Origin of the sequence: Microvirga sp. HBU67558 (assembly GCF_018069605.1) — a bacterium.
Lineage (GTDB): Bacteria > Pseudomonadota > Alphaproteobacteria > Rhizobiales > Beijerinckiaceae > Microvirga > Microvirga terrae.
Genome location: NZ_JAGPUP010000500.1, coordinates 1 through 26092, shown reverse-complemented (window position 1 = coordinate 26092; position 26092 = coordinate 1). Strand labels below are relative to the sequence as shown.

The 26092-nt window shown below is 60.9% G+C and carries 33 protein-coding genes; 20 read left to right on the top strand and 13 right to left on the bottom strand.

Annotated features, from left to right (window positions below; translation table 11 throughout):
* Nucleotides 1-440 precede the first annotated feature (440 nt).
* On the top strand, nucleotides 441-2498 hold the full coding sequence (locus KBI52_RS11440) for a response regulator (protein WP_262265634.1): 2058 nt from the start codon (nucleotides 441-443) through the stop codon (nucleotides 2496-2498).
* 287 nt (nucleotides 2499-2785) lie between these two features.
* Here the strand turns inward: KBI52_RS11440 and KBI52_RS11435 are convergent, their stop codons facing one another.
* Both KBI52_RS11435 and KBI52_RS34105 read right to left on the bottom strand, forming a co-directional pair.
* A complete protein-coding gene (locus KBI52_RS11435; RefSeq protein ID WP_210807540.1) occupies nucleotides 2786-3175 on the bottom strand; it encodes a hypothetical protein in 390 nt (129 codons plus the stop codon).
* 130 nt (nucleotides 3176-3305) lie between these two features.
* Complete coding sequence (locus tag KBI52_RS34105; protein WP_210807538.1) at nucleotides 3306-3485, bottom strand: NepR family anti-sigma factor; 180 nt, start codon at nucleotides 3483-3485, stop codon at nucleotides 3306-3308.
* 268 nt (nucleotides 3486-3753) lie between these two features.
* Here KBI52_RS34105 and KBI52_RS11425 point away from each other — a divergent pair, with 268 nt between their 5' ends.
* The 5 genes from KBI52_RS11425 (at nucleotide 3754) to KBI52_RS11405 (ending at nucleotide 7259) form a co-directional block, all read left to right on the top strand.
* Complete coding sequence (locus KBI52_RS11425) at nucleotides 3754-4101, top strand: hypothetical protein (protein ID WP_210807536.1); 348 nt, start codon at nucleotides 3754-3756, stop codon at nucleotides 4099-4101.
* 166 nt (nucleotides 4102-4267) lie between these two features.
* Nucleotides 4268-4858 carry a LemA family protein gene (locus KBI52_RS11420; RefSeq protein ID WP_210807534.1) on the top strand — a complete coding sequence of 197 codons (591 nt, stop codon included), beginning with the start codon at nucleotides 4268-4270 and terminating at the stop codon, nucleotides 4856-4858.
* Nucleotides 4859-5801: 943 nt separating this feature from the next.
* Nucleotides 5802-6026: a hypothetical protein gene (locus KBI52_RS11415; protein ID WP_210807532.1), complete on the top strand. Its 225-nt coding sequence runs from the start codon at nucleotides 5802-5804 to the stop codon at nucleotides 6024-6026.
* A gap of 209 nt (nucleotides 6027-6235) precedes the next feature.
* Complete coding sequence (locus KBI52_RS11410; RefSeq protein ID WP_210807530.1) at nucleotides 6236-6667, top strand: PRC-barrel domain-containing protein; 432 nt, start codon at nucleotides 6236-6238, stop codon at nucleotides 6665-6667.
* A gap of 340 nt (nucleotides 6668-7007) precedes the next feature.
* Nucleotides 7008-7259, top strand: a complete 252-nt coding sequence (locus tag KBI52_RS11405) for a hypothetical protein (protein ID WP_210807528.1) — start codon at nucleotides 7008-7010, stop codon at nucleotides 7257-7259.
* 144 nt (nucleotides 7260-7403) lie between these two features.
* On the opposite strand, the gene KBI52_RS11400 is transcribed toward KBI52_RS11405, so the two are convergent.
* Nucleotides 7404-7808, bottom strand: coding sequence for a hypothetical protein (locus tag KBI52_RS11400; protein WP_262265635.1), 405 nt, complete (start codon nucleotides 7806-7808; stop codon nucleotides 7404-7406).
* Nucleotides 7809-8503: 695 nt separating this feature from the next.
* Entirely contained in the window at nucleotides 8504-9289 is a 786-nt protein-coding gene (locus tag KBI52_RS11395) for a hypothetical protein (RefSeq protein WP_210807526.1), read from the bottom strand.
* A 266-nt stretch (nucleotides 9290-9555) separates the two neighbouring features.
* Here KBI52_RS11395 and KBI52_RS34100 point away from each other — a divergent pair, with 266 nt between their 5' ends.
* Together KBI52_RS34100 and KBI52_RS11390 are read left to right on the top strand one after the other, a co-directional pair.
* The gene (locus tag KBI52_RS34100) at nucleotides 9556-9873 is read left to right on the top strand and encodes a hypothetical protein (RefSeq protein ID WP_371823158.1); all 318 of its coding nucleotides are present in this window, start codon (nucleotides 9556-9558) and stop codon (nucleotides 9871-9873) included.
* A gap of 269 nt (nucleotides 9874-10142) precedes the next feature.
* The gene (locus KBI52_RS11390; RefSeq protein ID WP_210807562.1) at nucleotides 10143-10454 is read left to right on the top strand and encodes a hypothetical protein; all 312 of its coding nucleotides are present in this window, start codon (nucleotides 10143-10145) and stop codon (nucleotides 10452-10454) included.
* Nucleotides 10455-10654: 200 nt separating this feature from the next.
* Here the strand turns inward: KBI52_RS11390 and KBI52_RS11385 are convergent, their stop codons facing one another.
* Nucleotides 10655-10903, bottom strand: a complete 249-nt coding sequence (locus KBI52_RS11385) for a hypothetical protein (RefSeq protein ID WP_210807524.1) — start codon at nucleotides 10901-10903, stop codon at nucleotides 10655-10657.
* Between the two features lie 315 nt (nucleotides 10904-11218).
* On the opposite strand from KBI52_RS11385, the gene KBI52_RS34095 reads away from it, so the two are divergent.
* Both KBI52_RS34095 and KBI52_RS11375 read left to right on the top strand, forming a co-directional pair.
* Entirely contained in the window at nucleotides 11219-11404 is a 186-nt protein-coding gene (locus tag KBI52_RS34095; protein ID WP_210807522.1) for a NepR family anti-sigma factor, read from the top strand.
* A 16-nt stretch (nucleotides 11405-11420) separates the two neighbouring features.
* Nucleotides 11421-11837, top strand: coding sequence for an ASCH domain-containing protein (locus KBI52_RS11375; protein WP_210807520.1), 417 nt, complete (start codon nucleotides 11421-11423; stop codon nucleotides 11835-11837).
* A 100-nt stretch (nucleotides 11838-11937) separates the two neighbouring features.
* Here KBI52_RS11375 and KBI52_RS11370 read toward each other — a convergent pair whose 3' ends face one another.
* Nucleotides 11938-12240: a hypothetical protein gene (locus tag KBI52_RS11370; protein ID WP_210807518.1), complete on the bottom strand. Its 303-nt coding sequence runs from the start codon at nucleotides 12238-12240 to the stop codon at nucleotides 11938-11940.
* Between the two features lie 718 nt (nucleotides 12241-12958).
* Between KBI52_RS11370 and KBI52_RS11365 the strand changes: the two genes are divergently transcribed.
* Nucleotides 12959-13324, top strand: a complete 366-nt coding sequence (locus KBI52_RS11365; protein ID WP_210807516.1) for a DUF1236 domain-containing protein — start codon at nucleotides 12959-12961, stop codon at nucleotides 13322-13324.
* Nucleotides 13325-13556: 232 nt separating this feature from the next.
* Here KBI52_RS11365 and KBI52_RS32875 read toward each other — a convergent pair whose 3' ends face one another.
* On the bottom strand, nucleotides 13557-13841 hold the full coding sequence (locus KBI52_RS32875) for a response regulator (protein WP_247654333.1): 285 nt from the start codon (nucleotides 13839-13841) through the stop codon (nucleotides 13557-13559).
* 17 nt (nucleotides 13842-13858) lie between these two features.
* Here KBI52_RS32875 and KBI52_RS11355 point away from each other — a divergent pair, with 17 nt between their 5' ends.
* Nucleotides 13859-14266 (top strand): response regulator, encoded by a 408-nt coding sequence (locus KBI52_RS11355; protein ID WP_210807514.1) that lies wholly within the window; start codon nucleotides 13859-13861, stop codon nucleotides 14264-14266.
* A 250-nt stretch (nucleotides 14267-14516) separates the two neighbouring features.
* Here KBI52_RS11355 and KBI52_RS11350 read toward each other — a convergent pair whose 3' ends face one another.
* Nucleotides 14517-15059, bottom strand: a complete 543-nt coding sequence (locus tag KBI52_RS11350; RefSeq protein ID WP_210807512.1) for a TetR/AcrR family transcriptional regulator — start codon at nucleotides 15057-15059, stop codon at nucleotides 14517-14519.
* A gap of 75 nt (nucleotides 15060-15134) precedes the next feature.
* Here KBI52_RS11350 and KBI52_RS11345 point away from each other — a divergent pair, with 75 nt between their 5' ends.
* The 3 genes from KBI52_RS11345 (at nucleotide 15135) to KBI52_RS11335 (ending at nucleotide 16801) form a co-directional block, all read left to right on the top strand.
* Complete coding sequence (locus KBI52_RS11345) at nucleotides 15135-15521, top strand: hypothetical protein (RefSeq protein ID WP_210807510.1); 387 nt, start codon at nucleotides 15135-15137, stop codon at nucleotides 15519-15521.
* A gap of 189 nt (nucleotides 15522-15710) precedes the next feature.
* The gene (locus KBI52_RS11340) at nucleotides 15711-16121 is read left to right on the top strand and encodes a hypothetical protein (RefSeq protein ID WP_210807508.1); all 411 of its coding nucleotides are present in this window, start codon (nucleotides 15711-15713) and stop codon (nucleotides 16119-16121) included.
* 185 nt (nucleotides 16122-16306) lie between these two features.
* Complete coding sequence (locus KBI52_RS11335) at nucleotides 16307-16801, top strand: DUF1772 domain-containing protein (RefSeq protein WP_210807506.1); 495 nt, start codon at nucleotides 16307-16309, stop codon at nucleotides 16799-16801.
* 139 nt (nucleotides 16802-16940) lie between these two features.
* On the opposite strand, the gene KBI52_RS11330 is transcribed toward KBI52_RS11335, so the two are convergent.
* Nucleotides 16941-17933, bottom strand: coding sequence for a phasin family protein (locus KBI52_RS11330; RefSeq protein WP_210807504.1), 993 nt, complete (start codon nucleotides 17931-17933; stop codon nucleotides 16941-16943).
* A 259-nt stretch (nucleotides 17934-18192) separates the two neighbouring features.
* Between KBI52_RS11330 and KBI52_RS34090 the strand changes: the two genes are divergently transcribed.
* The 3 genes from KBI52_RS34090 (at nucleotide 18193) to KBI52_RS11315 (ending at nucleotide 20829) form a co-directional block, all read left to right on the top strand.
* The gene (locus tag KBI52_RS34090) at nucleotides 18193-18759 is read left to right on the top strand and encodes an I78 family peptidase inhibitor (RefSeq protein WP_371823156.1); all 567 of its coding nucleotides are present in this window, start codon (nucleotides 18193-18195) and stop codon (nucleotides 18757-18759) included.
* Nucleotides 18760-19221: 462 nt separating this feature from the next.
* On the top strand, nucleotides 19222-19428 hold the full coding sequence (locus KBI52_RS11320; protein ID WP_210807500.1) for a cold-shock protein: 207 nt from the start codon (nucleotides 19222-19224) through the stop codon (nucleotides 19426-19428).
* 1005 nt (nucleotides 19429-20433) lie between these two features.
* Nucleotides 20434-20829, top strand: coding sequence for a hypothetical protein (locus KBI52_RS11315; RefSeq protein ID WP_210807498.1), 396 nt, complete (start codon nucleotides 20434-20436; stop codon nucleotides 20827-20829).
* A 159-nt stretch (nucleotides 20830-20988) separates the two neighbouring features.
* Here the strand turns inward: KBI52_RS11315 and KBI52_RS32870 are convergent, their stop codons facing one another.
* Together KBI52_RS32870 and KBI52_RS11305 are read right to left on the bottom strand one after the other, a co-directional pair.
* Nucleotides 20989-21477 (bottom strand): hypothetical protein, encoded by a 489-nt coding sequence (locus KBI52_RS32870; protein ID WP_247654332.1) that lies wholly within the window; start codon nucleotides 21475-21477, stop codon nucleotides 20989-20991.
* 182 nt (nucleotides 21478-21659) lie between these two features.
* Nucleotides 21660-22724, bottom strand: coding sequence for an AI-2E family transporter (locus KBI52_RS11305; protein ID WP_210807496.1), 1065 nt, complete (start codon nucleotides 22722-22724; stop codon nucleotides 21660-21662).
* 508 nt (nucleotides 22725-23232) lie between these two features.
* Between KBI52_RS11305 and KBI52_RS11300 the strand changes: the two genes are divergently transcribed.
* Nucleotides 23233-23748: a hypothetical protein gene (locus KBI52_RS11300; RefSeq protein WP_210807494.1), complete on the top strand. Its 516-nt coding sequence runs from the start codon at nucleotides 23233-23235 to the stop codon at nucleotides 23746-23748.
* A 363-nt stretch (nucleotides 23749-24111) separates the two neighbouring features.
* Here the strand turns inward: KBI52_RS11300 and KBI52_RS11295 are convergent, their stop codons facing one another.
* A complete protein-coding gene (locus tag KBI52_RS11295; RefSeq protein WP_210807492.1) occupies nucleotides 24112-24618 on the bottom strand; it encodes a hypothetical protein in 507 nt (168 codons plus the stop codon).
* A gap of 392 nt (nucleotides 24619-25010) precedes the next feature.
* On the bottom strand, nucleotides 25011-25205 hold the full coding sequence (locus KBI52_RS11290) for a hypothetical protein (RefSeq protein WP_210807490.1): 195 nt from the start codon (nucleotides 25203-25205) through the stop codon (nucleotides 25011-25013).
* A 342-nt stretch (nucleotides 25206-25547) separates the two neighbouring features.
* Here KBI52_RS11290 and KBI52_RS11285 point away from each other — a divergent pair.
* Nucleotides 25548-26092: outer membrane protein (locus tag KBI52_RS11285; protein ID WP_210807488.1), on the top strand; the 545-nt coding region annotated here is incomplete at its 3' end.

Genomic DNA, 26092 nt, shown 5'->3' with positions numbered 1-26092 from the left:
AAAATACCTGGTGGACCATGGGCTTTCGGGCGAAACCGCAGGCCCATAGCGTCCTTGTAAACGCCATCTACTCGGGGTGAATGATCATCACCACCTTGTCGGTACCAGGATCGACTGGAGGAATCTGGTTCTTGACCACTGCAATCCGGCACCGCTGAACGCTCAAGACCGTATGCAGCTCAACCAATGACGGAGGCTCCGTGCAGACTGTGACAGGCGACAAATTTGGCACATCGACCGAGCTGAGATGGTGTTCGGTCACAGACTTGGTGTCGGTCGTCTCTTCGGCCGGGTCTGTGGCTTACCGATGGACCTGAGCGCCACCTGCACACAAGCTTGGACCACTATGTTCGAATGAGGATATTTGATAACAAGCCGGCCCTTTGTGCGTGGACCAAGCTGAATTCATGATGGAAGATTATAGGCAGGTCGAGGCACACGTGGGCGCACTCCGCCTCGGCTCGGGATCCCCCCTGTCAGATCCGATCCCTGCCAAGATCCTGGTGGTTGATGACGATCACAGGAATCTCCTGGCCGCGGAAGAAATGCTGCGCTGGCCCGGCATCGAGATCATCACGGCTGATTCCGGCGAGGCGGCCTTGCGGCACGTCCTGCAACATGATTTCGCTGTTATCCTGCTCGACGTGCAGATGCCGCGGATGGATGGGTATGAGGTCGCCGGCCTGATCCGGGCCCGGCCGCGCTCGGCGCGGGTGCCGATCCTGTTCCTCACGGCCGTCAACAAGGACGACGTGCATGTCTTTCGCGGCTATTCGGCGGGCGCGGTGGACTACGTGTTCAAGCCGATCGAGCCGCTGATCCTGAAATCCAAGGTCGAGATCTTCGTCGACCTCTACCGCAAGACGGAGGAGATCCGCCGGAAGGGCGAGGAGGAGCGGCGGCTGCTCATGGAAAACCTGCGGGTCCGCAGCGAGAAGCTGAAGGCCGAGCAGGCCCTGCGGCGGCGCGAGGAGCACCAGTCTCTCGTCCTCCGGTCGCTGCCAATCGCGCTCTATACCGCCTCCGTGACGGAGGATAACCGGCAACTCCATTTTACGAACGAGAGCATCGAGCGGATCACCGGCTTCGGGCCGGAGGCCTTTCTCGAACGGCCGGATTTCTGGTCGTCCCGGCTCCATCCGGAGGATCGCGACCGGATCTTGGCTCAGCTTCACGATCTGGCGGAGGACGGCACCGTCAGCCTGGAGTACCGCTGGCGCTGCGCCGATGGGACGGACCGCCATGTCCTCGACCAGACCGTGCTCATGGGCGACGAAGAGGGACGCCCGCGGGAATTCTTCGGCATGTGGTTCGATATCACCGAGCGCAAGCAGATGGAGCAGAACCTGCTCCACGCCAGCAAGCTCGATGCGGTCGGCCGCCTGACGGGCGGCATCGCCCACGACTTCAACAACATGCTGAGCGTCGTCATCGGAAATCTCGATCTGCTTCGGAAATCCATCCAGGGCAACGAGAAGGCCGAGAGGCGCGTTCGGATGGCAATGGAGAGCGCTCAGCATTGTGCCGATCTCACCTACAGGCTTCTCGCCTTCTCGCGCCGCCAGCCCCTGCAGGTTTCGACCATCGACGTGAACACCCTCATGCCAGGGCTGCTCGACCTGATGCAACGGACGCTGGGGGAGCGCATCAACGCCAGCCTTCAGCTGGAGCAGGAGATCTGGCCCATTCAAGTCGACCGGGCGCAGTTCGAGGCTGCTCTTCTCAACCTTGCGGTCAATGCCTGTGACGCCATGCCCGAGGGCGGCGACCTGACAATTGCCGTCGAAAACCGGGTGATGGAAGAAGGCAATGCTGTCTCGGCTGGCGAGTACGTCATGATCACGGTCAGCGACACCGGAACCGGCATGCCTCCCGAGGTGCTGCAGCGCGTGTTCGAGCCGTTCTTCACCACCAAGGAGAGTGGCAAGGGCACGGGCCTTGGGCTCAGCATGGTGTATGGCTTCGTCCAGCAATCCCATGGCCATGTGGAGTTAGACAGCGTACCGAACGAGGGTACGAGCATCCGGATGTTTCTGCCCCGGACGGAAGGCGTCGTCGAGCGTCCGCAGGAAACCCACCCCGCCATTGAAGAGCCCTTCGGGGCTGGGCAGACCGTGCTCGTCGTCGAGGATGATCCGGCAGTTCGCCAAGTGGCGATCTCGACAATCCGCTCGCTGGGTTTCGAGGCAATCGAGGCTGCATCCGCCGACGAGGCGCTTCGGCTGCTGAAAGAGGACGGACACGTGCGCCTCGTGTTCTCAGACGTACGGATGCCGGGTGAACTCAACGGCATCGATCTTGCACGCGTGATTAAGCGTGAAACGCCGGACATCCGGGTGCTCCTGACCACCGGCTATGTGGACGACGGGACGATCGATGACGTCGACTTCCTCTATAAGCCTTATCGGACCCACGATCTCGCAGCGAAGATCCAGTCCGTCATGGCAGCTCCCCAGCCTCGTGATGTCGGATCGCTTCCGGCATCCGCCGCGGAGTAATTCATCGCGGGAGTGTCAGACGGTCTCATCCCAGGTGTGGATGGGTTGCAGCGACACAAGCCTCCAACGTGAGCCAAAAGAAAGGCCCCGATTGACCAGGGCCTTCTCACACGCGAGCTACAGGTTGGGGGCAAAGAGCACCGCGTGTTCAAGCCGACATAGCGTCCAAAGCGTGCGTCGCAAGAGACCTATTGTCTCATAAGCGACGGGTGGCACCCCCGGGGCTCGGCTGTTCGCTGCTATCCACCACCCATTATGGCTTTCCTACCAGCCGTAGTAGCCGTAACCTACCAGCCGTAGTAGCCGTAAGCGGGACCGCCCCAAGAATAGCCGTAGCGCGCGGGCGCATAGCCGTACGTGACCGGCGCCGAGTACCGGACCACCCGTCTGGTGCGGTAGACCGGGGCCGGCGCATAATCGTAATCGTCATAGGTGCGCACCACACGGGTCGTCATGACGGGCGCATAGCCATAGGCCGGATAGCCGTAGCCATAGGCGGGAGCTGCGTAAGCGCTGGACGCGGCAGCGCCAATCAGGCCGCCGGCCGCGAGGCCGGCCACGCCGGCCGCGACCACGGCTCCGGTGTTGCGGCGCGAGCGGGCTTCCGCATCCGTGCTGGCCGCCATGGATCCAAACCCGACCAGGGCCACCGCCGAGAGAACTGCCAGTTTACGCATGACCTTACTCCTACAGAGTGGGACAAGCCTCAGGGAAGCTAACGATGCTTGGCGAGTTTGGGTTTCAGCGGGACCATTGAGCCGAAGCAGGGCTGCATGGTGGGCCCTGGGGCTTGGCGCTCAACGAGGGCTACGCTGAGCGACCCAATTCCCGTTCCTTCCGCCTGAGGGCAAGGAGCAGATCAACGCACTCGTCGGGGATCGGCTCGCCGATGAGGGGGCGGTAGACCAATCGCAGCCTGCGGCCGATCCGAACCTGGGCTGCTTTGCCAAGATGTCCTTTTTCGAAATTCTGTCTGTCACCAGCCATGGTATCTCCGGGATTCACTGAACCTGAGGATGTAAAGGCATGGTTAATAGCTGGTTAAAGCCCGGCTTGGGGGAGAAGATTAGCCAGCCGTCTCTGAGGTTTAGCTTGGCTTTTTCGGATCGATCATCCGGTTCTTGCTTTTGGCGCTAAGCCACTGCTGAGGTTTCACTTGAGGGTGCAATTGTCACCAAGGGCAGGGCCGGAGGAACGAAACTGGTGCTGTGGCCGTTGCCGAGGCAGTTTTGCAGTGTACCCGTGAATTGTCTCAATGAGTGATATTCCCACCCCGGCGAGCCTGAGTGCCGTTCAGAGGCGGATCGAGGACGTTGCCGATCAGGCTGGAGTGGAAGGGGCTGCGCGCCTGAACGTGGACGACACGTTGGCCGCCCTGCCGTGGCCCTACCGTCGCCGTCTGGTGCTCACCCTCCAGAGTCTCCAGGCCTTCTCGCCCGATCCCGATGTCCAGCGGGCCGCCGAGTTCTTTCAGCTGAAGGCTGCAAGGGCGTGGGCGGCCATGCCGTTCCAGGGCCATTCGGCTGAGAAGACGCCGGAAACCGAGGTATTGGTTGAGCACGGATCCCGGCGTCCAGTTGCCGCCAAAGGCAAGAAGCTCTGATCGGGTTTCAGGGGAGACCTTCTGACATCGGGTTCAGCTGGAGTCGTCCGCGAGGATGGCAGCTCTCAGAACTGGGAACCAGCGCCGACGGCTCGGGTTACGGGAGCAATGGCCAGCTCTTCGCGGCTGGTTTGGTCAATTGGCCCCTCCAGGCCAGGAGGAAGCGGTGCGTGCGCGCTTGGGAGCTTGGAGCCTTGCCCTCGGCCTCACCCTTGGCGTGATGGCCTGTGCACCTGGGGACGTGCCCAGCCTGAGAGAACGGGCCCAGCAGGCCTGGAGCGAGGTGCTCCGCGAATACCACCAACGGGCCGATCAGGTGCCCCCGTTGGTCGAGGCCGTGCGGAAGAAGGCCCCGGCCGAACGCGAGGTGCTCGACGCGGTCATGGCGGCCCATGACGAGGTGGTCGCCATTCGTAACGCCGATGGCTTCCTCGCCGAGCCGGATCGCTTCCGGCACTACGAACAGGCCCAACAGCGCCTCTCAGATGCCTTGGAGAGGCTGTATGCAACCATCAAGCGCTACCCCGAGCTCACGGGCGACACGGCCTTGCAGAACCGGCTGCGGGAGTTCCAGCGGCAGGAAGACCAGCTGGTGGTGGCCCGCAGCGATCTCATCGGCGCCGTGCGGGCCCATAACGAGAAACTGGGCCGGTTCCCGGGCGGCTGGGTTGCTACCATCGTCGATCCGAAAGCGAAGCCGCTGACCACGTTTGCCCAGGCCGAGATCGAACAGCCGCCGACCCCGGCGAAGCCGTAGCTCGGCACGACCATGCCCTGAAGTTCGTAAATCCCTGTCGGTGTGGAACCAAGTTTGCAAGTGCCCATTGCTGCGCACATGAAGCCCCGCAGCGAAATCCTGAATCGGCCGGTAGTCCTCCTGGTCGGGGACGAACCGCTGGTCCGCCTGACACATGTCGACATTCTGCGTGAGGCAGACTTCTGGGTCCTGGAGGCTGAGAATGCCGACGAGGTTCGAGATCATGACGCAGCGGCCTGACATCAAGGCGGTCCTGGCCGACGCTGACATGCCGGGCTCCCTTGACTGGTTCGAGTCCGCGCGGCTGGGATGGCCGGACTTCGGAGTGTTGGTGATCTCAGGCAAAACTGGGCCGGGCCCTGGCGATCTCCCGCCTCGAACCGCCTTTGCGCCAAGCCGGTGCGTCCGACCGTTGACGTGATTGATCTCAAGATGGCTGCGGTCCAGGCGCGAAACGCCATTGACGAGCATGTCCTAGTGAGCGGCACGAGTGGTCAATGTCTCTTGCCGCACGGGAACGGTGTTGAGCGGTTGAGGATTAATTTTCTAGTTCAATTGTGGAGGCTACCATGATCGGTGTCAGAATTCCCGCAGCCGCGATGTTGCTGGCGGGCCTTACCCTCTCCGTTGCCGCAGCCGAGAGTACCGTATCCGAGAACACGATCTCCGATACATCCTGGCAGCATCATCTCTGGTCCCAGAAGTTCGACACGGTCTCCGATCCGGAAACAACCGGGTCCATCAATTCCCAACCTGCCTCAGGCCTGAGTACGAGCCGTCCTGACTGTGTTCCGGCCGGGTTGATGTTCAGCCATCCTCCTCTTCCGGATTGGCAGATCGGGTCCTGTTCATAGACCGCGTGGTTGGCCACAGGCAATAACGCCGCAACCCTCTACAATCCTTCTCAATCCGGGCGCTCTAAACCGGGGAAGGAGACAGCCCCATGCACTTGTTGGGAGCCTTTGAGCTGGTGATCACTCCGGGAACTCCCGACAACCCAGCCTCCGTTAGGGTTGCCCTCCTGCGTTACACCAGAGGCGAGGACGGCCGCCTGTTCATCACTCCGGATTGTGCCTCCCTCGAGGAGCTGGAAGCGCAGATCAATTCCCTCCAGGACGAGTTGGACGAAATCCGGGAACGAGCCCGCCGAGCCTTCCAGGCGACCTAGAGCCCACCTCACGTTCTCCACTCTCTCGGCCTGGTCGCGCCTACCTCTGTCATCCAACTCTGGGAGGATTGATTTCGGTCGTACCCTTGGCCTTCGGCTCGGTCTCAGTGACCTGAACAGGCACATCGAACCTTGGCGTGCCGTGTTGAGCACCCAAGCAGGCCGGAACGGGCGCTCCAGCATGACGTTCCCCTCGGGAGGAGAAGATCATGCCGACGCAGTTGCCAAACGAAAGACAGTTTCGCGAACCGGGCTCCATGGAGCTCGACCCGTCGGGTAAGGGGATTGCCATTGAGGAGACCCGGCGTCTGATTGCCTCCAGCAAGGTCGAGGGCACGCCGGTGTTCAACCGGTCCGGCGAGCCGCTCGGGAGCGTGTACAACTTCATGGTCGACAAGATCTCCGGTCAGGTCGCCTACGTGGTGATGAGCTTCGGCGGTTTTCTCGGAATCGGCGAGAGTTACCATCCGCTGCCCTGGCGGGCTCTGACCTATGACCCGCGGCTGGGCGGCTATGTGGTCGACATTGACAGCGATCGACTGGTTGATGCCCCGCAGTACGGCGCCGGGGAGGATCCGTTCACGGACAACGAGTACGGCGCCAGGGTCGATGCCTACTACAAGACCACCCCGACAGCGTGAGCGATGCAGCAATCCTACTCTGCTATGGGCTGAGGCGCTGTCGGTGTGACCAGGATCTGTGGTGGCATGGTCGGGGGCACGCCAAGCGGCTCGCCCGGAGGCGGAATGTCGCCGGACGTAGCTTGCGGTAGCATAAGGTCTCGCGAGGCCGCCAACCGCTGTTCATCCTGAAACGATCCGCATTTCACCGGGCAACTATCAAACCGCTCCGCACGTCTTCATGCTCCCGGTGCGTTTCGCTCCTGCGTCATTCTGTCAAGCCTGCATGGCTTGTGCTCCTTCAAGCCTTCGGAGAGGCTGACACGCGACAGTCCTCAGAAGGCTGCACGACAGGGGCATCATGGTTCACGACCCGACCTTCCGGGAAGCAGTTGAAGATCACGGTAAGGGCAGCAGCTTTGAGGCCGCCGCACGGGCGCATCTCAAATCCCTTGAGGATGCCGGTGAGACCCCGAAGCAGATTGTGAGCCAACTCTCGGATGTCGTAGCCGCCTATGCCACCGACGGTCTCGAGGATGAGGCCAACACTCTTCGCGAGATCGTACGTCAGTATCAGTCGCGGTGGGCACAGGACAGAACTCATACCACCTGACGCCGAACATCCTGCCATCTCCGATCAGACTTAAGGGGCGTCAGACCCGGGCTCTTCATGGGTACGTTCTGCTCGTGGTCTACCGATGGAGGATATCCACGGCGCAGAGCGCTTATCCCGCAGAGGGTTGCGCCAACTCGCTGTTCACTCTCTTTCCCGCTCCCCGTCTCCCTCGCTGTCCCGCTCCGCAGGCGGAGGCGTTTTGGCCCAGACTTCGGAAGCCAGTCCGAGCATCACCGCGACCGCATCCCGGACGGCCTCGCTGTTCGCGCTGACACGTGCACTTTCCAGGATCAACCCCAGACGCCGCCGCTCCGGCCACGCCAGGGCCGCTAGGTGGGTCTCAAGATCCAGACGCTCAGAGGCAGATACACCAGCACGCTTGGCAATCTCGTCCACTTTTGTGGAAAGAGCGCTCAGGTGATGGGCAATCTCAGCGGAAGCCCGATTTGAAGAATCAAAAGCCATGTCGTCCCAAAGGCAATGCTCCCCAGCCATCGCCGTGAGTTCCAGAAACGTCGCGATGGCCGCATCTGTTCCGTTAAACACTTGTGGATAAAGAGGAATATTGCCGCACCTATTGGGGCATTGTTAATCGCCTGGGATCGGGCCGACGTGATCGCTGTGCTGGACGGACGCTGCCTCCGCCCTACCTTCCGGAGTATCTAGGCCGCTCCGCCCCTGGTCCTCCGGAGCCTTAGGTAAGGTAAGGTCTGGGTGCCGCTGGGGGGCTCCCAGGCCTTTCTCTTGGCGCGGGCACAGGCCCCACCCTGTAGAATACTCTCTGACCCAGCTTCACAAGGGAGAGCTTTGCTCGTGGGCAAAGGCTATGACGTCGGTTGGAGAAGTGATCCACATGGCCCTGAATCCGCGCCTTCCCCTTTGTCTGTGGATGGCGGGGCGAGATCCTGATCCCTTGGCTGATGGCACTCGCCCGTATAATGTCCCGGAGTGCAACAACCATCGGTTTTCTATGAGACGCAACGAGCGGTTCGCATGGTATGGGCGCCTGGGGCTGGTCATGGCGGCATTCATCGTGATCGGTGGGATTATCGCAGCACCACTCCTCCACCGGATCTGGGCTCCGGCTTCGATCGTGGCGCGGCGATAGACCTTCTTTCGCCTGCGTCACCGATCAGCATGTCTTAAAGGCAACGCCCGGGAATTGACGTAAGCCATCCAGCGATGACTGAGCTCATAGACAACGCCGTGACCCGGAGGATGATGTTGGGGTGCTCGATGCGTTAATTCGTCAGGGATCGACCACGAACCTCGGAGCGCAAACCCGGCTCGAGCGTCGCTCCTCGAAAGCCAGTGGAGCCGGTCAGGTCCTCCGGTGCGGTCTTAGGCAACTGATCGGAGCCTGCCACACTGCCGACGGAGCTTGCAGAGCGAGGTTCCGGATCAAGCTTGGATAGAATGCCGGGGTCGAAGAGTTCCTCCTGTACCGATCCGTCCATCCTGATGATCGTCTTGATCCCGGTTTCGGCATCGAGGAAAACCGACTTGATGGCTGCCTTACGGGCATTGTCGGTGCGAACTGGCTCCGCAGAGGCTCGGGAGTCTGGCCCCGACGGTGGAGATGCTAGAGTCGCGACGGCAACGGTCTGCCGGCCTTCGGTTGTTCCCGCCGGCTCGCTGGCATTGTCCTTTGCAGCTCTTGCAAAGTCCTCATCCTTGGTGGCCGGCGAAGGACGTTGATCTTTGCCCGCTGCCGCAGCTTGCTGCTGATCCGAGAGGATCTTTTCAAATCGCGCCTGAGCCTCCGCGGCCTCTCTTTGGATCTGCGATCCGAAGAGGGCGACCAACGGATTGCTCGCCCGTTCTGCCGCGGCCTTGGCGTGGGCGATCTCTAGGGCCTTCGCCGCTTCGATTTGCTTGCGAGCCGCCGCTGCCTGCTTGCGATTACTGGTGTCGTATGAATACCGCTGACCGTTGATCTCATAGAAGACGGTTTTCGCCTGCACGCTCCCGATCAAGGTTCCGAGCGCAACAACTGAAACCCCGAGTGTCGTGAATAGCTTCCCCATTCGAGTTCCCCTTTTATTGTCCAGCCGGCGTAAGTTTCGGTTAAGGAATGCGGCAACTCTATGGCACGCCTCTGCCTTGTCCACGCGTGCGCTCGGTGCAGTCTCTTCGGATGTGATGATTTGAGATTTGAAGCCCGCGATGGACACCGTGCCAGCTCGCATGACAGCAGTCGGTAACACCAGCATTCTCAACGACAGCTTGATATGCCGGAACCATGCATCGCATTCGGGGTTAGATCCGGCAATCAGAACAAGGGGTTTATCGCATGCGGAAGGCTGTCATCGCGTTTGCTTCATTATCGGCGCTTACACTTTTTCCAACTTTCGCCTTGGCGCAAAATCGCACAGCGGTGGGCGTTGGGACTGGTGCGGTGGCGGGCGCCCTTGTCGGTGGTCCCGTCGGAGCCGCAGTCGGCGGAGTAATTGGCGGTGTCATCGGTGCGAACACCGGCCGCGGACACAATCGTGCCTATCGGCATTATCGGAAGCCGGTTTATACCAGCTATAGAACCCGTTATCGGCCGGTGCGCCAGCCCACCCGTGAGCTTCCTCAGCGTAGACGAGAGTTCCATCCGCTCGGATAACCCGCTCTACCCAACATCTTTGCGAAATCGGATCGTTGAGGCGCTGCATGCTGGCGGTCCGCGACCATAGGGAGTAGGAGCGACATCCCGTGCAGCCCGTGTGTCCATCCACGGTGAATTGTGCGGACACGCGAAAGCCGAGACACAACCGCAATGTCCCCAAGCGGGCATTCATCGCGTGATTGTCAGCATAAGATTCGACCTGGATTCCAACGGCTTCTCGATCAGCACAGGAACGTGCCGCAATTGACGGGCTGCTCGAGCGGCCTGTGGTCACGGCGCTGTATCGAAATGTGAGCTCGATTGCCATCAAGCAGTTTGGTCATCACCAAAGCGTTCATCTGCTGGCGCATGATTGCCCCATTCGGGCGCTCATCTCTGGACTGATTCTGATGGGGGACGCAGCAATGGATTTTACAGAGGCTTTACGCATGGCTGAGCGGAACCTGACCGAAGGCGCCAACCTCACCGAACTCAAGGAACTCGCACAAGATCTTCAGGCTCTCATTGCCAACAGCATTCTCGCGGATCTGATCGAGATCAAAATCGCTGTGATCGAAGGACATTGGGATGAGGCGTGAGGCGTGAATTTACTGGCACCAATTGCTCAGTGTGTTTGTCCAATGTCACTGATCGAACCAGACCTCTTCAGGAAAGCGGCCTGCCACTGTTCGACAACCACATCGGAACGCAAGTCTCGCCTAAGTTGGGTCTGGGTTTTTCAGCAGAGTGATAGGGGAGAAACCGGTCACATCCATTGCAAACTCGATCGCGTCGGCTCTCATGTGTGAGATGGCTCGATCCGGTCCACGCGGATCGACACGGTCACAGCGAGGACCTGTTGTCTGTGCTCATCCTTGACCTCGACTCTGATGTCCTCGGGACTTCCATTTTGCAGCCGGGATCGCGCGATCTCACCTGCTGTGTGCATGGCATCGCGCTCGGCCGCTTGCAGGCTACCAAGTTCATGACCGTCATCGTCGCGCAGGTAGTCCATCCCTAGCACCAAGTCGAAATAGAAGCGCGGCATCCACCCGTCCTTCACAAAGGCACAAACCCCTATCAACGGCGGGCAGAGGTTATCGTTCGCTTCGGAAGCCAGCGAGAAATCACCCGGCGGGTCGCGGTACGCGCCCCAAGGACAAGGGCCTGGAAAAATCCAGGTTGCCCTGGAGCCGAACACGGTCGCCGCCCATCACGGCCGGCCGTTGCCCGCGTCCGATGAAAAAGCAATCAGGGCCGCAAGGTCATTTCACAGCCCCGCTGAAACCAGATCACGAGCGCATGAGTTACGATTAACCTGTGTTAATTGACGCAACTCTGAACAGACCTTGAGAATAATCCCATGCCATGGAACGACAACCGTGAGATTATGAACCCTATCCCAGACAGCCTGACTTTCTCGCAGCATCAAGTGAACTTCATTCTCGGCCATTCCTTGAGGAGTATCTATCAGGATACCTTGAAGTCACCTTTGCCGGAGCATCTCAGAACGCTCGTTGCTCAACTCGAGGCAAAATTTTCATCGTAGTCGGATTGAGACCAGCATGGCGGTTGCTCTTTCAGTTCGACAGCCTTTTGCGTGGGCGATCTTCCATGCCGGGATGGATGTCGAAAACCGGGACTGGCCGACCCAACTCCGCGGGCGCGTCCTGATCCATGCCACTGCCACGGTCCGCCAGGAGGATTATAGCGCCTTCCAACAGGCGTGCCGGAGCCCTGAGCACTGGCTGTGTCAGGCGATCATACAGAGTGGAGGCTTGCCGCGGAAAGAGGACCTTCCCCGAGGGGGAGTCGTCGGCGAGGTCGAGATCGCCGACTGCGTGACCGAGCATCCTTCCCCCTGGTTCACCGGCCCCTACGGCTTTGTGTTACACAATCCACGGATCATGCCCTTCAAGCCACTTCCCGGCTCGCTCCGGTTCTTCGACGTCGAGGAGAACCATCTCGGCGATGTCGGATGATCTGTGTAATCTGGCCGTGAAGGGGAGGGGGAACCGCTGCCGTTCAGAGGTCACTCAAGACGGACAGGTGGTCTGAATTCCCGCCTCTGCACCCTCCGCCTTACGCACAGCGCAAGCTGCCACGACCCTCATGAGCCCAGACCCGGCCGGCAGCCTGCCGGACCGTCCGGGCCGCCTCGGCGAGTTCCACGTCGGTCCGAGCCTGCGCCCGGCTCTCGACACTCTCGAGCACCAGCATGACCTGATTGCGGCTCTCGGTGGGCAAGGCCGTAAGCGATGCTTCCAGATCCACGGGATTGCCTAGCGAGGGATCCGTCTGCCGCGCCATGGCGTAAAGGCGCTCGAGGATGATGGTGAAGGCCCGCGAGGATTCGGGCCGGGTGGTTTGAGGAAGTGCGTGCATGAATGCCCTTGCAGGTTCTTGGTGGGCTGCTGGAACAGCCACTCTTCGTTATGGCTCGACGCCTGATGCCTCAGGTCGAGCCCACATAACGCCAAGCTTCGAGCAAAGTTCCCTGGCCAAGCAGAATCCACACTCGTGTCTATCCAGGGCCTGGCTGTTGAACGGCTGCCTGACGGCCCGCCCCCATGCAAGTGAATCCCAGCTGAAGGACTCATTCGGGTGGGCGTCACACCCCCTCCGCCATTGTTCTGGTCATGGTCAGACTCGGCTTCTAGCCTGACCGCATGGAAAGATTGGTGCGAACACACACGGCAATTCTCATCGCAGGGCTGACCGGTCTGTGCCTGACCATTTCAGCCCAGGCGGCAGATTATGGGGTCGCTCCCTAGGAAGGTGTTGAGGTAGAGAGCCGAGGAGAGATCTACGAGGCCCCACCACCTGCTGTTACCGAACGCTCCTACGAGGAGTGGATCAAGCGTGGCCCACGGTATGTCGAAGACGAGCGGATTTACGGCCGACCGGGACCAGGATGGCAATGTCTTGGTTACACTGTTGCGACCCACCCCTGGTGGAAAGGCGAGGATTGCCGCCTGACCATCAAGCGCCGGATGAATCCGTGGGGTGAGGTGATCGAGCGGCGTGTCAGGGTCTGCGATTGAGGAGCATACGCAACCGGGCCTCACGCTCACGGTTGTCCCAATCAGCGGAGGAGGTAGTCATGAGAGCAACAGTGCCACTGATCCTGCTTGGGACGCTAGCCCTCGGCTGTGGCTCTCCCGCACTGTCTCAGCCGGCACAAGGAACTCCCGTCGAGTCCGGTGAGCCGATCCCGCTTTCCTCCGAGAAGCAGAAGATGATCCTGGACCAGGTCAAGGCCTCCCCGGATCTGCCGGAGGCCGATCTGAACGAGCCCCTCCGGATCGGTATGGTCATTCAGCCAGAGGTGGAATTGCTCGAGTTGCCCCAGGATGCCGCCACCGCCGTTCCGACTGTCACGACTTACAATTACCTGATTGCCGGTGATCAGATTGCGATCGTGGAGCCGGAGAGCCGGAAGGTCATTCAGCTCATCAAACGCCCATAGAGTTCCCGCAGGCCCCGAGAGCCTGATTGCTTTGAAGAGAAAACCCTCTTGGTGATCTGTCCGGCTCATTCCTCCTTCGGGATCGGAACAATCGTTCCCTCGGTTGGCTCGACCGCATCCGGAGCGGGGCGTGTGACTCTGGCGGCCGAGTGCACGTAAGACACCAGGGTCTCACTTGGGCAGGGCTTGGCCAGGAATGCGGCTCCTGGCGGCGGGCCCCTCCCTCGGCCAATCACCGGCCGTATGTGATCAGGATCTCGACCGTTTGCCAGCACCCATGCGTGCGTCGAGCAAGCTCATAGCCATTGATGCCGTGCGGCATGTCCGCAGCCGAGAGCAGGACGTCCACCTCGACCCCAGCTCGCGGGACGGTCAGGGCTTCCTCAGAATTGGATGCTTCGATCACACGGAAATTCGCGTCGACGAGAATGTCGGCCGCGATCAGCCGCACCAGCGGCTCGTCCTCGACCGACAGAGCCAAGCCCTTGCAGAACGACAGGGAACCGAGTTCGAGCAACCGCCGTTCTTGGCCCTATGAAGGTCAAGCCCCGCGCCCCGATCCTGGATCAACCCGTCGTGCTCCTCGTGGAAGATGAACCGCTGGTGCGGCTGACGCAGGTGGACATCCTGCGTGAGGCCAGCTTCTGGGTGCTGGAAGCCGAAGATGCGGACGAGGCGTTCGAGACCCTCAGGCGGCGAAAGGACGTGAGCGTCGTTCTCACCGACGTCGACATGCCCGGCTCTCTCGATGGATTTGAATTCGCACGCCTCGTGGCGCAGGGCTGGCCGGAAGTCGGTGTGCTGGTCATCTCCGGCAAGGCCTTCCCGAACCCGGGGGATATGCCGCCGTCGGCCGTGTTCATCCCGAAACCTGTGCATCCTGATGCGCTCGTCGGGCACCTGCGTGCCTTAATGAGCGGCGGCAATCCAGCCGAAGGATGACTCTGGAAGCAAACAGGCCTCAGCCGAGCAGATGGTTGGAGACCGCTTTCCGCGAACGCACCGCCCATGACACTTCAATGGCCATCGGGATGATCGCAAGGTCCCGGTCAGCCGGGCTCGACCGCAGCCGAGAGATCCTCTCACAGACGGCCGCACAGATCATCATGCTCCCCTGTTGGCCCCGTCCAGCGAGTTCCTCTGGACGGGGCGAGCGGCCGGCTCGCAAATGGACCAAGCTCCCGAGCCGAATCTAGTCCGGACGCCCGAAGAGATGTGCGATATCGTTCAGTGCATCCTTCGACAGTGTCGTGTGGCGCTGGTCCGCGACGGCCGCCTGTCCCAGAAAAGCCCAGTAGAGAAACAAGGCTCGATGGCCCGCGCGTGTGGTGTCCAGGCCAGCATCGACCAGCAATTGAGCGACGCGGGCGATCCTCCGGTCGTCCACGGCGGCAACGATGCGGGCAACATCCTTGTCGTGGGCAGCCCAAGATCGGACAGCACGGTCCAGCCTGGGCTGTCGGCCAAAGGCTTGGTGTAACAAGTCCTTCAACCGGTCCGGGTCGCTTGGCCTTGCGTCCAGTGCATCGATGATCTCATCCGTCGAGGTTCCCTGCCAGTGCTGCAGAAGCTCGGAGCGGAAATCCTCAATATCCTGGAAATGCCAGTAGAAGCTGCCGCGCGACACGTTGAGCTTGGCGGCCATGGGACCGACCTTCAACGCGCCCGGCCCGTCATTCGCCAGCGTCCGCAGGCCGTGCTTCAACCAGTCCAGCTTGGTCAGCTGCTCACCCATGGCTGCACCATACACATGTGTATTGACACGTCCAGCGGCTGGATTATGGTCATGACCATACAGAGGTGTATGGTCATGACCAGACACGACGCTGCTCTTATTTTCGCCGGGCTCCTCGGCAGCTTTGGTGCCGTCGTCCATGGCCTGCTGACCCAATCGCATCTCGTTGATCCGGTCCGGGAGCTCGCGGCCGCACGGATCAGCGTGCCGATCCAGAGGCTGGTGACGCTCCTGCTGCAGTTCAGCACCTTCAACTGGTTCATCGGGGGGCTCGCGCTGATCGCAGCGGCCTGCCTCTCAGGGCAGGAGGGAAGGCTGGCAGCGGGCCTGCTGGTGGGGAGCTCGTACCTGTTCGCCGCCCTCGGCAATCTGTGGGCGACCCGAGGCCGGCACCCGGGCTGGATAGTCTATGGAGCAGCATTCAGCTTGATCCTCTACGGCCTCGCCGAACCTCATGCGTGAGCCCCATCCGAGCTTCACACCCGACCAGGCCGTGTGATTGTCTCAAACAGGCACAGGGGGCCAACATGTTGACTCTGATCGCCGGGCAAGTGGAGCGACTGGCCGAGTCCTCGTCCTGCACTGCTGCAGTATGGGCGGGATCGTTGAGCGGCATAGAGACCGGGAGCGGCTGCCGCGTAGGAGGGAGCGATGAGATTTGCACGATGGGTCTTCCGACTTGCCGGTCTCTACGGGATCGTTCTACTCACCCCCTTCTACTTTCTGGAGAAGCAGATTGGTGCGGCGACCGTCCCGATTGCCCATCCTGAATATTTCTACGGCTTCGTCGGCACGGCGCTGGCAGCTCAGATCCTCTTTCTCATCATCTCGACCGACCCGGTCCGCTTCAGACCGGCAATGATCGCGTGCGTGATCGAGAAGCTGGCATTCGGAATCCCGGTCTGGATTCTCTGGAGCATGTCTCGTGTTGGATCGGATGTCGTGTCACTTGGCACCGTCGATCTGATCTGGGCCGCGCTTTTCACGATCGTCTACTTCCGTCTTGGTGTGCAGGTGCGGATGACCGGAGGCGCGACGGGGGTCGTCAACTCAACCCTGTGAGTTTGCCCACCCCTCCTGGGAAGTCCGATCAGAGAGGGGCGGAACAGGAACTGCATGAGGCTGAACGTCAGCTGGCAGCTGTTTCCGGTGAACGGCTCGTATGTCGATGATCGGGGCGCCGGGAGCATCACCAGCATCGCCGCTGCAGTTCTCGTGTTCACTCGCTGACGAGAAGGAATGAAGTCATGCTTCTCCGATTGATCGCCTTGTCACTGACCGTCATTATTCTCCTTCCCAGCGGCGCCCACCTGCTTGAGCTGCCCGGCAAGATCGGCCTTGATCGCAACGCCTACTTTATCGTCCAGCAGATCTACGCCGGGTGGGCTCTGTTCAGCATTCCGATTGCTGCGGCATTGGTTGCCAACAGGGCTCTCGCCCTGACGGAGCGGCGCCGCGACCCGGGAGCCGCACGGGCGGCGATGTGCTCGGTCGGACTCATTCTAATGAGCCTTGTTGTCTTCTTCATCTGGGTGTTTCCCGCCAATCAAGCCACAGCCAACTGGACCCAGATTCCCGACAATTGGGAAACACTGCGGCGGCAGTGGGAGTATGGCCACCTGGCGAGCGCCATCATTGTCTTCGGCGCCCTGCTGGCAACTGCGCGGGCAACCATGCATCAAGCACAAGCTCGGTTGAACTTACCAGCTCGTCCGCAGCCATCAGCTTGGTTTGACTTTTGACATCGGCTCCATGGGATGTTGACGTGAAAACCGGTTTTCCAAAGGATGATAGCCCAAAGCCGTCCAGCCTCAGGTCTGACCCATCACAAATGAAGAGCGCCTCACGGGCGCTCTTCCTGTCAGGCTGCTTGCCCAACACTCAGGCAGCGCGATGGACCCGCTCGGCCGTCTTCTCGGCCTGCACCGTCACGGTGCGGGTGGCCTCCTCGGTCATCTGGAGCGTGAGCTCGGCAATGCGCCGGCTGTTCTCGACCGTCTGCTCCAGGTTGTCGCGCAACAGCGAGCTCTGCACCTCGACGACGTCCGTCACCGACCGGCAGCGGGCGAGGGACTGCAGGCCATCAAGGTTGCGCTGCAGCCGCTTCTGGCTGCGGTCAATCACCTCCCGTGACACATCCTGCAGACCACGGACCAGGACAGTCCCGGACTGGGCCACCGCGCGCAGGTTATGGGCCGCCTCTTCGCTCAGCCCCAGGGCCACCGCATCGGGCCGATCGGCTGTCGACAGGCCCTGGCCGGCCGAGCGACGGGTGAGCTCCGAGAACGCCCCAAAGCTGGTCTGGACAGCCTCCTGCATCGCTTGGACCAGGGTCTGGGCGCTCTCCACCCCGGACCGGAGTGTGTCGGCCACGTCCTCCGTCACCCGCTGCACGGCTTCGCCCTGCTCACGGGCACGTCGGGCCTCGAACCGTTTGGTGTCGTCAATGTTTGCCATTTCATCCTCCACTGTCTCGACAATGGCATTGGCTTCCTCGTCGCTCAGCACCTTGAGCACGGCAGGAAGCAGTTCCTTCCGGTCGTCGCGGATGTGCTGCTGGAACACCCTCCGCAGTTCCGTCACCTGGCTGATGAACTCAGCACTGTTCTTGGGCATGCGCTCCAACTCGTCTAGGAGCGCGGCCGTTTCCTGATTGTCGTTGATGGCATCCTGCAGGAGATCGTGCATCCCGTGCCGTCGCAGCACAGGGAACAAGTGCTCCTCCTGAAGGCTGGCGAGAAGTTCCAATTCGTCCTTCAGGTCTGCAAACAGGCGTTCGCGGGTTTTGACCGCGTTGTCAGATGTGGCGAGAAGCTTTTCGAAGAGCTCGTTCGCTTTGTCCGGGGGTGTCTGGCTGAATTGTCCATTCGGCATGGTTCCTCGCAAGAAATGAAATCAAAGTATGAACGAGACGGTCTCAAGCTCCGCAGCCTGAACCGCATCATGTGACACGCGTGTGTCGACCAAGGGCGAAACTGTTACGCACAACTGAAGACTGGATGGGCAATACTATGCGCCCGCCGGTGACTCGTCCGGCGTTGCCTTGACACTGAACTTCCAGGGCGCTTGTCCCTCAGGCCACTCTCTCGGAGCGGACCGTTCTTGGTCTTGATTAACCCATGTTAAATGGGTGATGGCGCCAGAGGTTCCAGCCGATGTCATCAGGAATTCCCACCTCAGGACAGATGCCGGTCGAGGGGCTATGATTTCAGACCCAGCAGGGGAGGCCGCTGTGCAAGCCCTCATCCTCCAAGCCACACGTCACAAGGCGCAGGCTCTCTTGACGGCCAATCTATTGATCATCGTTCCGGCCTCGGGCTTCGCCCAGCCAGCCACTGGCCCAGCGGAAAAGGGATGTTCCGCTGGCGAGGCGCAGTCGCTGGTAGGGCAGCCATATTCCCCGGAGCTTGCGGAAAGGGCCCGCCGGGCAGCCGGCGCCCGCGAGATCCGCAAAATCGAACCAGGGGGTGCTTACACAACGGACCTCGACTCGAACCGGTTGAATGTCGAGGTGGACCGTGCCGGCATCGTGATGGGTCTCCGCTGTGGGAGAACCTCTCCTCTACCCTTGCCCGCGGTGAGGCTGGTTGGGATCAGAACAAGGTGTGCCGCGAGACGGCAAGAAGGAGACGGTGCAAGTCCATCGCAATGCTGGAATAGGGGTTCACATTGGCCCCGCGTCATGCGCGGGCGGTCTTGACGCCCGCTCCCGAAGCGGGTGGAGCCCGCACCTGACCTGGAACCTGGTGCCATCACGGTAGCTCCTCGTCCAGCGGAGTTTTCCTCAATTGAGATATCGCGGCCCGGGAGATGCCCCGTGATCTGGGTCCCAGGGTCATTGCCCCAGCCGAATGGAACGAGGTCCAAGATCAGTTCGAATGCCGTGCGAGAGGATGGGCGGAGCCGGAATTTGCTCCGGCATTGCCCCACCGGTTCTACAGAGCAAGAACGGGAGCCTGAACACATTCAAAGGGCGTGCTGCCCCCTTCGGGTCAGAAATGACCGGGCAAGACCAGTTGCGACCGAATGGGAGCAAATGCTGTTCTCGCCTCTTTATTGCCACGGTTCCCTCGCCCAACTAGCGTCCTTCGCGTGACGGATCTGTCAGCGGAGGGTGGAACATGACGTTCTACCAGCGGGAACGACGAGGGACTAGAGACGAATGGCTTCTGGAACAGTCAAATGGTTTAACGAAACCAAGGGTTACGGCTTCATTCAGCCTGACAACGGCGGCAAGGATGTTTTCGTGCACATCAGCGCGGTGGAGCGTGCCGGCTTGCGCAGCCTGAAGGACGGGCAGAAAATCTCATATGAGGTTGAATCCGATCGACGCACCGGCAAGGAATCTGCGACCAATCTACAGGTTTAAGACCGCACGTAAGTTGCAGATTTCTCCGCCTTCACAACGAGCCGCTCCGAACTTGGGGCGGCTTTTTGGTTGGGTCTGATCTGATGGGGCATCGTCGGGTTGACTGGAAGGTGATCGCAGCGAGCTATAGGAGGGAGAGGATCAGGGCCGTCATCCTCGCTTGGCCCGCCATCGCTTCCGGCTGAAGTGATCAGCCAAGCTGTCCGAGGGTCCTTCATGTTTCCGCTCAGACGGCGCTAGCCTAGCCGGTTGATCTGACTGTGCCGTTTGAACATCATGCACCTCGGGAATTGGCCGGAGACGTCGCCGAACTGAGTTCCCGAAGGGGTTTGCGAAGTACCGTCAACAGGGCCAACCTTCTTGCCTCGCTGACGCAACCGAGCTTGTTGGGATCAGGCCCTATCTCATCGGGCTGTTCATAAGTCGCAAGGTGGCCTTCCGTGGCGGCCGAGTAGTCGAGGCAGAGCCGATGGTGATTATCAAGGGACCTCTGCGCCTGTTAACGTTCCTGAGCCACCCGCCCAATTCCGGCTGGGCTGCGAGGATAACTCGAAGCCCTCGAATCCACGCATCATGCATCAGCGACCGGCATCCAGAAGTATTGGATGCGCCCATTCTCAGCGTTTGTAGCTATGCGCATGCAGAGTGACCATATGTCTCCTGCAAATGGTCACTCAGAACGCATAAGAAGACAATATTGCGAATTATTTATTGCTCCTCTTTAGCCGATTTGCTCTCGGCTAAGTCAGACCGTGCATTCCCATGAATAAGCCATCTTACCCGATTCAAATCTACTCCCCTCGATCTCAGGCGGATATTGTTCCGCATTACGGGCGGCAGACCGGGCATGCCCGGTCTCGGGTATTAGGTCGTGCCTCAGCCCGCTATGTCAGGGCGATCCTGCGCTTGCCTCTCTACGGCGTGCGGATCGTCATGCATCACATTGCTGGCCCTCGCGCTTGGCAACGGATGCGGCTTTTGCCCGTGCCGATCGGGACAGGTCCGATGTATATTCCCCGTGGACCTGAACGGGTTGAGGCGATCGTCTCCGACTTCCATGCCCTTGCTCCGGATCAACAGGCGAAGGTCGCCAAGAACCTTGCCCAGTTGTGGGACAATTTCTTGGGCGTCTTCGGTGGATTGAGCGGGTTCTGGGCATCGCCAGTGGAGGAGCAGAAAGCGTGCATGAACAAACTTGAAGCGGCCGTCCTGCGCTTGGAGCCTCACAAGCGCTCCGAGACGGGCTTCCAGTATGTCACGATTGAGCTCATGCGGCTCTACCTTGCCTTCTTGTTCGTCGGTCGCACCGACACATTGGCGGTTGAGCTTGGAGCCCTTGTGGTTCCGCTGATCGACCGGGGACGGTGGATGGTTGCAACGTCACAAGAAATCGCCCTCTGACCCCAACAACATTTCCGTAATCTGGTTGAGTTGGCACTGTCACGAATTCTCAGGGACCACTCGCAGGATGATAGCTGGAACGGGAGGACTCGTAAGCCGGAGCTAAGCCAACGGCACGGGCGGCAGCAGTTTGAGAAGCTGTGATGGGCCTTGCCATTATCAGCGACAAAGGCGAACGCGACGGGTGTAGGTGTTCCCCGAGGAGCTGATCACTCGGCGCGGAGCGACGTAGCAACGTGGAGCCGCACGGGCCGCGGAACCGGCTATGATGGCACCCAAGGCCATTCCACCGATCAACCCGGCTGCGAGAGCCGCACCGGTGTTCGAGCGCCGTTCGCGGTAGTAATAACCCGGATCATAGCCGTAGCCGCCGTAGTACGCCGGGGCATAGCCATAGCCCCCATAGAAGCGGGAATGATAGCCGTATCCGCCATAGGAGCCGGGATGATACCCGCCATAACGCCACCCACCGTAAGCAGGCCCACCATAGGTGCCGAGAGGACCATACCAGCCGATGCCGTATGGACCCGCTACCATGCCGTTGCGCCATGTCCCGGTTCTCATGCCCGCCTCCGCAACGGTCGGCGGGAGGCTCAAGCTTGTGCAGGTCAGAACCGTAAGGACAACCTTAGTCACCTTGGAGGTCATGACACCCTCCCGGAGAACTCACGCTATCATCATACCACAGAAGCCCCTGTACGGGCTGAGTTTCGGGCGCAGCGAACAGGTAGGAGCTGACCCTCTCATCAACAGCCGAGCCGTTCGAGCCTTGCCGGAAGTGCATGCTCTCCTTCGGCTCCGTTCGTGCAGCTGCGAGTGTCGGCCGCAGGTCAGATGAGTTCGCGCGCCGCAAGCTCGTTCTTCAGATATGCATAATAGATCGGGGCGGCCACCAGACCGGCAATCCCGAACACAGCCTCCATGACCAGCATGGCGACGAGAAGCTCCCACGCGCGGGCGCTGATGTGAGTTCCCATCACATGGGCATTCACGAAATACTCCAGCTTGTGAATGGCGATCAGGAACAGGAGCGAGCTCACGGCCAGGAAGGGAGACACGCTGAGGCTGACCACCACGATTGCAGTGTTGGAGATCAGGTTGCCGATCACCGGCAGAAGCCCGGCGATGAAGGTCACCGCAATCAGGGTCTTGGTCAGCGGAAGCTGCACCCCCAGCATCGGAACGAGGCCCAACAGATACAAGCCCGTCAGAGCAGTGTTCAGAGCGGAAATCCGCACCTGCGCGAACACGACGCTGCGGAAAGCCTCGCCGAGCAGGCGCGCCCGCTCTCGGAGCGCTTGTGCCAGCGGACCGTGCTCGGTCTCGCCCGCCTCGTGGCTGACGGCGATCATGGCTCCAATGACCATGCCGACAATGATGTGGACCAGCGCCCACCAGACATCCTCGCCCACCAGCCGGAGCTGGCCCGCATTCTCGCGCAGCCAGGCCGAGGCGGCACCCTTCAGCTCCTGGGGGTCGGCCGGAACATAGCTACCGAGCCAGTCGGGCAGCAGGGGACGGGCGCTCTCGATGACCTCGGCCATGCGCCGCAGCAGAATGGCCAAACTGTCCGGCCCACCGGACAGCAAGGACAGCAGCCCGAGAATCGCCGCGCCGATGACAACAACCACGATGGTGGCGAGCAGCGACACAACCAGGATCTTGCCGGCCCGGCGGGTCACGAGGGTGCTGGGGCGTGGAGCCAGCGCATGCACCAGTTCATGGACCAGCAAGCCAGCCAAAAGGGCGGTGAGCAGGCCCACCTTGAGCGCACCGAGCAGGGCAACGCCCGCGAGGACCTGCGTCGCTGTCGTGAGCCCCTGAGATTGGCTCACAGCTCGGCGGGATGGAGGCGGCTCCTTAGACGAAAGATCGCGCCCGGAAGCATCGAGCATCGCACACCTTCGATCGGGTCGAAGGCCTCAATTGTGCCCACCCTTTGATGAGCTGTCGATGGAATTCGCGGCCGGCGCGGTCCGGGCCGGGCGGCTGGATCCCTCAGGCAGCCCGGATGCTCCGTTCATCGTCGCAGAAGGATCATGCCTGTCGATCGTGACGGGGGCCTCGGAGGGCGACATGGTGCGGTGCGGGTCGGAGGGATATCTTTGTGGAGCAGGGCTGGCCTCCGGGATCGGCTTATGGGTCCTTCGGCGGCGCCAGGCCTCGATCATAGTCTGGCGCAAGGGTGGCCTTGGTTTGGGCAGAGCTCGCCAGATGAAAAGCGTACAGGCCTTGCTGACGGCAAGGACGAGACCCATGCCATAGAGGAAGATCACCGGTGAGAAACGCTCGTCCATTCGTCACCGTTCTCTCGAGGTGCGAGCCAAGATACCACCCGATCCATCAAATCGACAGCACAGGGCCGGTGCGCCTATAGTGTGACTGGGGCGATGGAGGCAGGCAATGCTGCTGTCTCTTGCCGTGGCGCTGTTCCTTGCAGTCACTCTCGGCGTGGATGCCGCCCCGGCAAAGCCGACGACGAAGCCGAGAGCGGGCAAGACTGCCCAGATGGTCACGGTCTCCGGTGAATGCACTAGGCTGACCCATGCCGGGCACCCGGTCGAGGGCTGCAAGCCCATCTTAGTGAACATGAACTACAGCACGGGCGTGAGCGGGTACTGGTTCATGACCGGGAACAGCATCCTGTCCTTTGCAGGCGAGAGCGCCCGCCGGATTGAGCAAGGCTCCGGCAACGCGGTTCAGTCCATCGAGCGGGTGTTCCTGGCCAATCCGTCGAACATCGGCCAAGCGGACGATGCCGCGGCGGAGGCTGCGATCGGCTCCTGCCGCTTTGGCGATGTGACCCGGAAGGGCTCGATGGTGGAGTGTGTGGCCCATACCCGGGCCGGGGTTTACGAAGGATCCTTCGTGACTGACGGAACTCCGCCGCAGCTCGACACATTCCAGATCGGTCAATAGCGGCTCAGAGCGAACCCCATCGAAGGTGAGGACATCCTGAATGCCGGGCTCCCTTGCATGAGCCTTAGCGGTTGGCTTGGCGCATTCGGGAGGCAATTGCACGAACGACTCAACGCGCGATGGCTTCAGCAGTACCTTAACCCCTTGCGGCCGGTCCCAGAAGGTCCAAAGCGAGGAACAGCCCACAGCGTAGGAGCGTTGGAGCTTGCAATTGGACCTAGGAGAGCATCAGTGAACCGCATTATCTGGATTATCGGAGCCATCGTTGTCGTGCTTGCGATCCTCTCGTTCCTCGGGCTTCGATAACTCTCTCAGGGACACTGCTCTACATCCAATATCCGAGGCGGCTGAAGCTCAGAGGATCTATGGGAGCAGATACTCCTCAAACGGCAGTGCGTCATCCGTGAGAGACTGGATGATGAGTTGACCCTCCGGCAGAGGCGCTGTTCCTGCACTGTCGTTCGCAATCGCGCCGGTCGTCAGTTCCAGGGCGGGCGCAAGATCAGCAGCTATCCATGCAAAGGTCTCGTCCTCGTAAAGGTCAAGGAAGAGCTCAGGTGCAAGAGATCCCTCTTCATACTTCTCAGCAGGTGTGGCGCTGACCAGATCGGCGGGAGCGGCTGGCTCGGAGCGGAGTTCCACCCGATTACTGTTCGATGCATCGGCCACAGACACTGGCTGAGCGGCCTCGGAAGGCGTGAAAGACGCCGCACCCTGAAGCATCGCGAGATCCACCGCGATGAGAGCAGCCGTTTCGGTCTCATGAGCATCCACGAAGGGCTCAGGGCTGAGGAGGTCGACTTCGGCATGGACAGGAGCAGCAAAAGCTAACCCGGTGAGAAGGGCTACGGCACTGAGACGAACATTCATCTGATGGCTCCTGAGTGCGAGTGAGGGGCTTGAGTGTTGCCAATGGCTGACTAACGCCGGTTTAGCAGACGTGGCTAAGGAACCGTTACACGGGCCCGCCTCTGGCCCTCCCGGAGTCAGAACAAGAGCGGTGCCCATCTCGCTGATCGTGTCATTGAGCAGCTCTTGTTCCAGACCCAACCACATGGCTGCGGAGTACGAAACAGGGCAGGGGCGTTTACAGGCACTTGCGGTCGGGTTTCCTTGCCCGCGCTGGCCAGCGTCCACGGCACGGGCCGCCAGCCTTTCGCTTGCAGCGCCTGCTCCACACCGCCGAGAGCGCCGGCCCACTGCACCGTGAACGGCTCCTCGACCTCGCCGGTCAGGTCGATCCAGTAGGCGGAAAGCCGCTGTCAAGCGCCGCCGAGCCAGTCGGCCTCGGAGATCGTGAACACCTGCTCCCGAATGGCATAGCGCTCGACATCCGACGCATGCCGGCGAACGATGTTGAAGCCCATAATTGCCACTGAAGCACAGGCCACAACGGCGAGCGCTTTGGGATTGAGTGAGGGCGGATCGTGATACGTGCAGGCAACGCCCAGCGTCACGGTCTACACCGTCGGGAAGGCTCGGCCGCCGACCACGTCAGTTCCTTATAGACCGCCCCAGGAGAGGTGCGAGACCACGCTCCAGACGCAAAAAACCCTGCCCGTTGCGGGGCAGGGCTAAGTCTCTCCTCGCCTTCGGAGTGTCCGAAAACAGGACTAGTAGGGCATGCGGTCCCCACCCTGTCAAATCCACGAAGTGTTAACGGCTTGGTAAGCATAATCACCGTCACGGCCTCATCAAGCAGGGCCTAAACCGGAGCGGTGTTGCATCTTTGTCATAGCCTTTCTTTCCCGCCTCTCCATAATCTGCCTCAAGATCTTCTCGCCCTAAGGATTCTCCTCATGAAAACCCGTCTTCTCGGCTTGCTCGCCGCCACCACCCTCGCGACGGCTGGCATTTCCGCAGCTTCCGCTGCTGACCTCCCGCTCCGCGCTGCTCCGCCGGCTCCCTACATCGCGGCCGTTCCGGTGTTCACCTGGACCGGCTTCTACGTCGGTGCCCAGATCGGCTATGGCTGGAATGCCAACGACAACGACATCGTTCTGCCGACCGGCTTCGTGGTGCAGAGCGGCGATTTCGCGGACAGCGGCGACGGCTTCCTGGCCGGTGTCCATGCTGGTTACAACTACCAGATCGGCTCGTTCGTCATCGGCGTTGAAGGCGATGTCGAAGGCGTGTTCGGCGACGACGACGATGACCTGGTCATCACCCGCGATGGCGTCGTGTTCACGAACTACGGCTTTGCTGGCAACGCTCTCGACTGGCAGGGCTCGATCCGCGCTCGCGCCGGTTTCGCGTTTGACCGCGCTTTGATCTACGCCACCGGTGGCTTCGCGTTCGCTGGTGTCTCGGATGGTTTCGGCATCCTTGGCAACGACGACACGCT

What these genes read in the sequence shown, in the direction of transcription:
- KBI52_RS34095 (WP_210807522.1), top strand. Translation starts at nt 11,219, where the DNA reads ATGCCATGGAACGACAACCGTGAGATTATGAACCCTATCCCAGACAGC.
- KBI52_RS11395 (WP_210807526.1), bottom strand. Translation starts at nt 9,289, where the DNA reads ATGGGGAAGCTATTCACGACACTCGGGGTTTCAGTTGTTGCGCTCGGA.
- KBI52_RS11365 (WP_210807516.1), top strand. Translation starts at nt 12,959, where the DNA reads ATGAGAGCAACAGTGCCACTGATCCTGCTTGGGACGCTAGCCCTCGGC.
- KBI52_RS11345 (WP_210807510.1), top strand. Translation starts at nt 15,135, where the DNA reads ATGACCAGACACGACGCTGCTCTTATTTTCGCCGGGCTCCTCGGCAGC.
- KBI52_RS32870 (WP_247654332.1), bottom strand. Translation starts at nt 21,477, where the DNA reads ATGACCTCCAAGGTGACTAAGGTTGTCCTTACGGTTCTGACCTGCACA.
- KBI52_RS11415 (WP_210807532.1), top strand. Translation starts at nt 5,802, where the DNA reads ATGCACTTGTTGGGAGCCTTTGAGCTGGTGATCACTCCGGGAACTCCC.
- KBI52_RS34105 (WP_210807538.1), bottom strand. Translation starts at nt 3,485, where the DNA reads ATGGCTGGTGACAGACAGAATTTCGAAAAAGGACATCTTGGCAAAGCA.
- KBI52_RS11435 (WP_210807540.1), bottom strand. Translation starts at nt 3,175, where the DNA reads ATGCGTAAACTGGCAGTTCTCTCGGCGGTGGCCCTGGTCGGGTTTGGA.
- KBI52_RS11335 (WP_210807506.1), top strand. Translation starts at nt 16,307, where the DNA reads ATGCTTCTCCGATTGATCGCCTTGTCACTGACCGTCATTATTCTCCTT.
- KBI52_RS11330 (WP_210807504.1), bottom strand. Translation starts at nt 17,933, where the DNA reads ATGCCGAATGGACAATTCAGCCAGACACCCCCGGACAAAGCGAACGAG.
- KBI52_RS11385 (WP_210807524.1), bottom strand. Translation starts at nt 10,903, where the DNA reads ATGCCGCGCTTCTATTTCGACTTGGTGCTAGGGATGGACTACCTGCGC.
- KBI52_RS11410 (WP_210807530.1), top strand. Translation starts at nt 6,236, where the DNA reads ATGCCGACGCAGTTGCCAAACGAAAGACAGTTTCGCGAACCGGGCTCC.
- KBI52_RS11305 (WP_210807496.1), bottom strand. Translation starts at nt 22,724, where the DNA reads ATGCTCGATGCTTCCGGGCGCGATCTTTCGTCTAAGGAGCCGCCTCCA.
- KBI52_RS11340 (WP_210807508.1), top strand. Translation starts at nt 15,711, where the DNA reads ATGAGATTTGCACGATGGGTCTTCCGACTTGCCGGTCTCTACGGGATC.
- KBI52_RS11425 (WP_210807536.1), top strand. Translation starts at nt 3,754, where the DNA reads ATGAGTGATATTCCCACCCCGGCGAGCCTGAGTGCCGTTCAGAGGCGG.
- KBI52_RS11370 (WP_210807518.1), bottom strand. Translation starts at nt 12,240, where the DNA reads ATGCACGCACTTCCTCAAACCACCCGGCCCGAATCCTCGCGGGCCTTC.
- KBI52_RS11405 (WP_210807528.1), top strand. Translation starts at nt 7,008, where the DNA reads ATGGTTCACGACCCGACCTTCCGGGAAGCAGTTGAAGATCACGGTAAG.
- KBI52_RS11350 (WP_210807512.1), bottom strand. Translation starts at nt 15,059, where the DNA reads ATGGGTGAGCAGCTGACCAAGCTGGACTGGTTGAAGCACGGCCTGCGG.
- KBI52_RS11315 (WP_210807498.1), top strand. Translation starts at nt 20,434, where the DNA reads ATGTATATTCCCCGTGGACCTGAACGGGTTGAGGCGATCGTCTCCGAC.
- KBI52_RS11375 (WP_210807520.1), top strand. Translation starts at nt 11,421, where the DNA reads ATGGCGGTTGCTCTTTCAGTTCGACAGCCTTTTGCGTGGGCGATCTTC.
- KBI52_RS11300 (WP_210807494.1), top strand. Translation starts at nt 23,233, where the DNA reads ATGCTGCTGTCTCTTGCCGTGGCGCTGTTCCTTGCAGTCACTCTCGGC.
- KBI52_RS11320 (WP_210807500.1), top strand. Translation starts at nt 19,222, where the DNA reads ATGGCTTCTGGAACAGTCAAATGGTTTAACGAAACCAAGGGTTACGGC.
- KBI52_RS11295 (WP_210807492.1), bottom strand. Translation starts at nt 24,618, where the DNA reads ATGAATGTTCGTCTCAGTGCCGTAGCCCTTCTCACCGGGTTAGCTTTT.
- KBI52_RS34090 (WP_371823156.1), top strand. Translation starts at nt 18,193, where the DNA reads ATGGCGCCAGAGGTTCCAGCCGATGTCATCAGGAATTCCCACCTCAGG.
- KBI52_RS11355 (WP_210807514.1), top strand. Translation starts at nt 13,859, where the DNA reads ATGAAGGTCAAGCCCCGCGCCCCGATCCTGGATCAACCCGTCGTGCTC.
- KBI52_RS34100 (WP_371823158.1), top strand. Translation starts at nt 9,556, where the DNA reads ATGCGGAAGGCTGTCATCGCGTTTGCTTCATTATCGGCGCTTACACTT.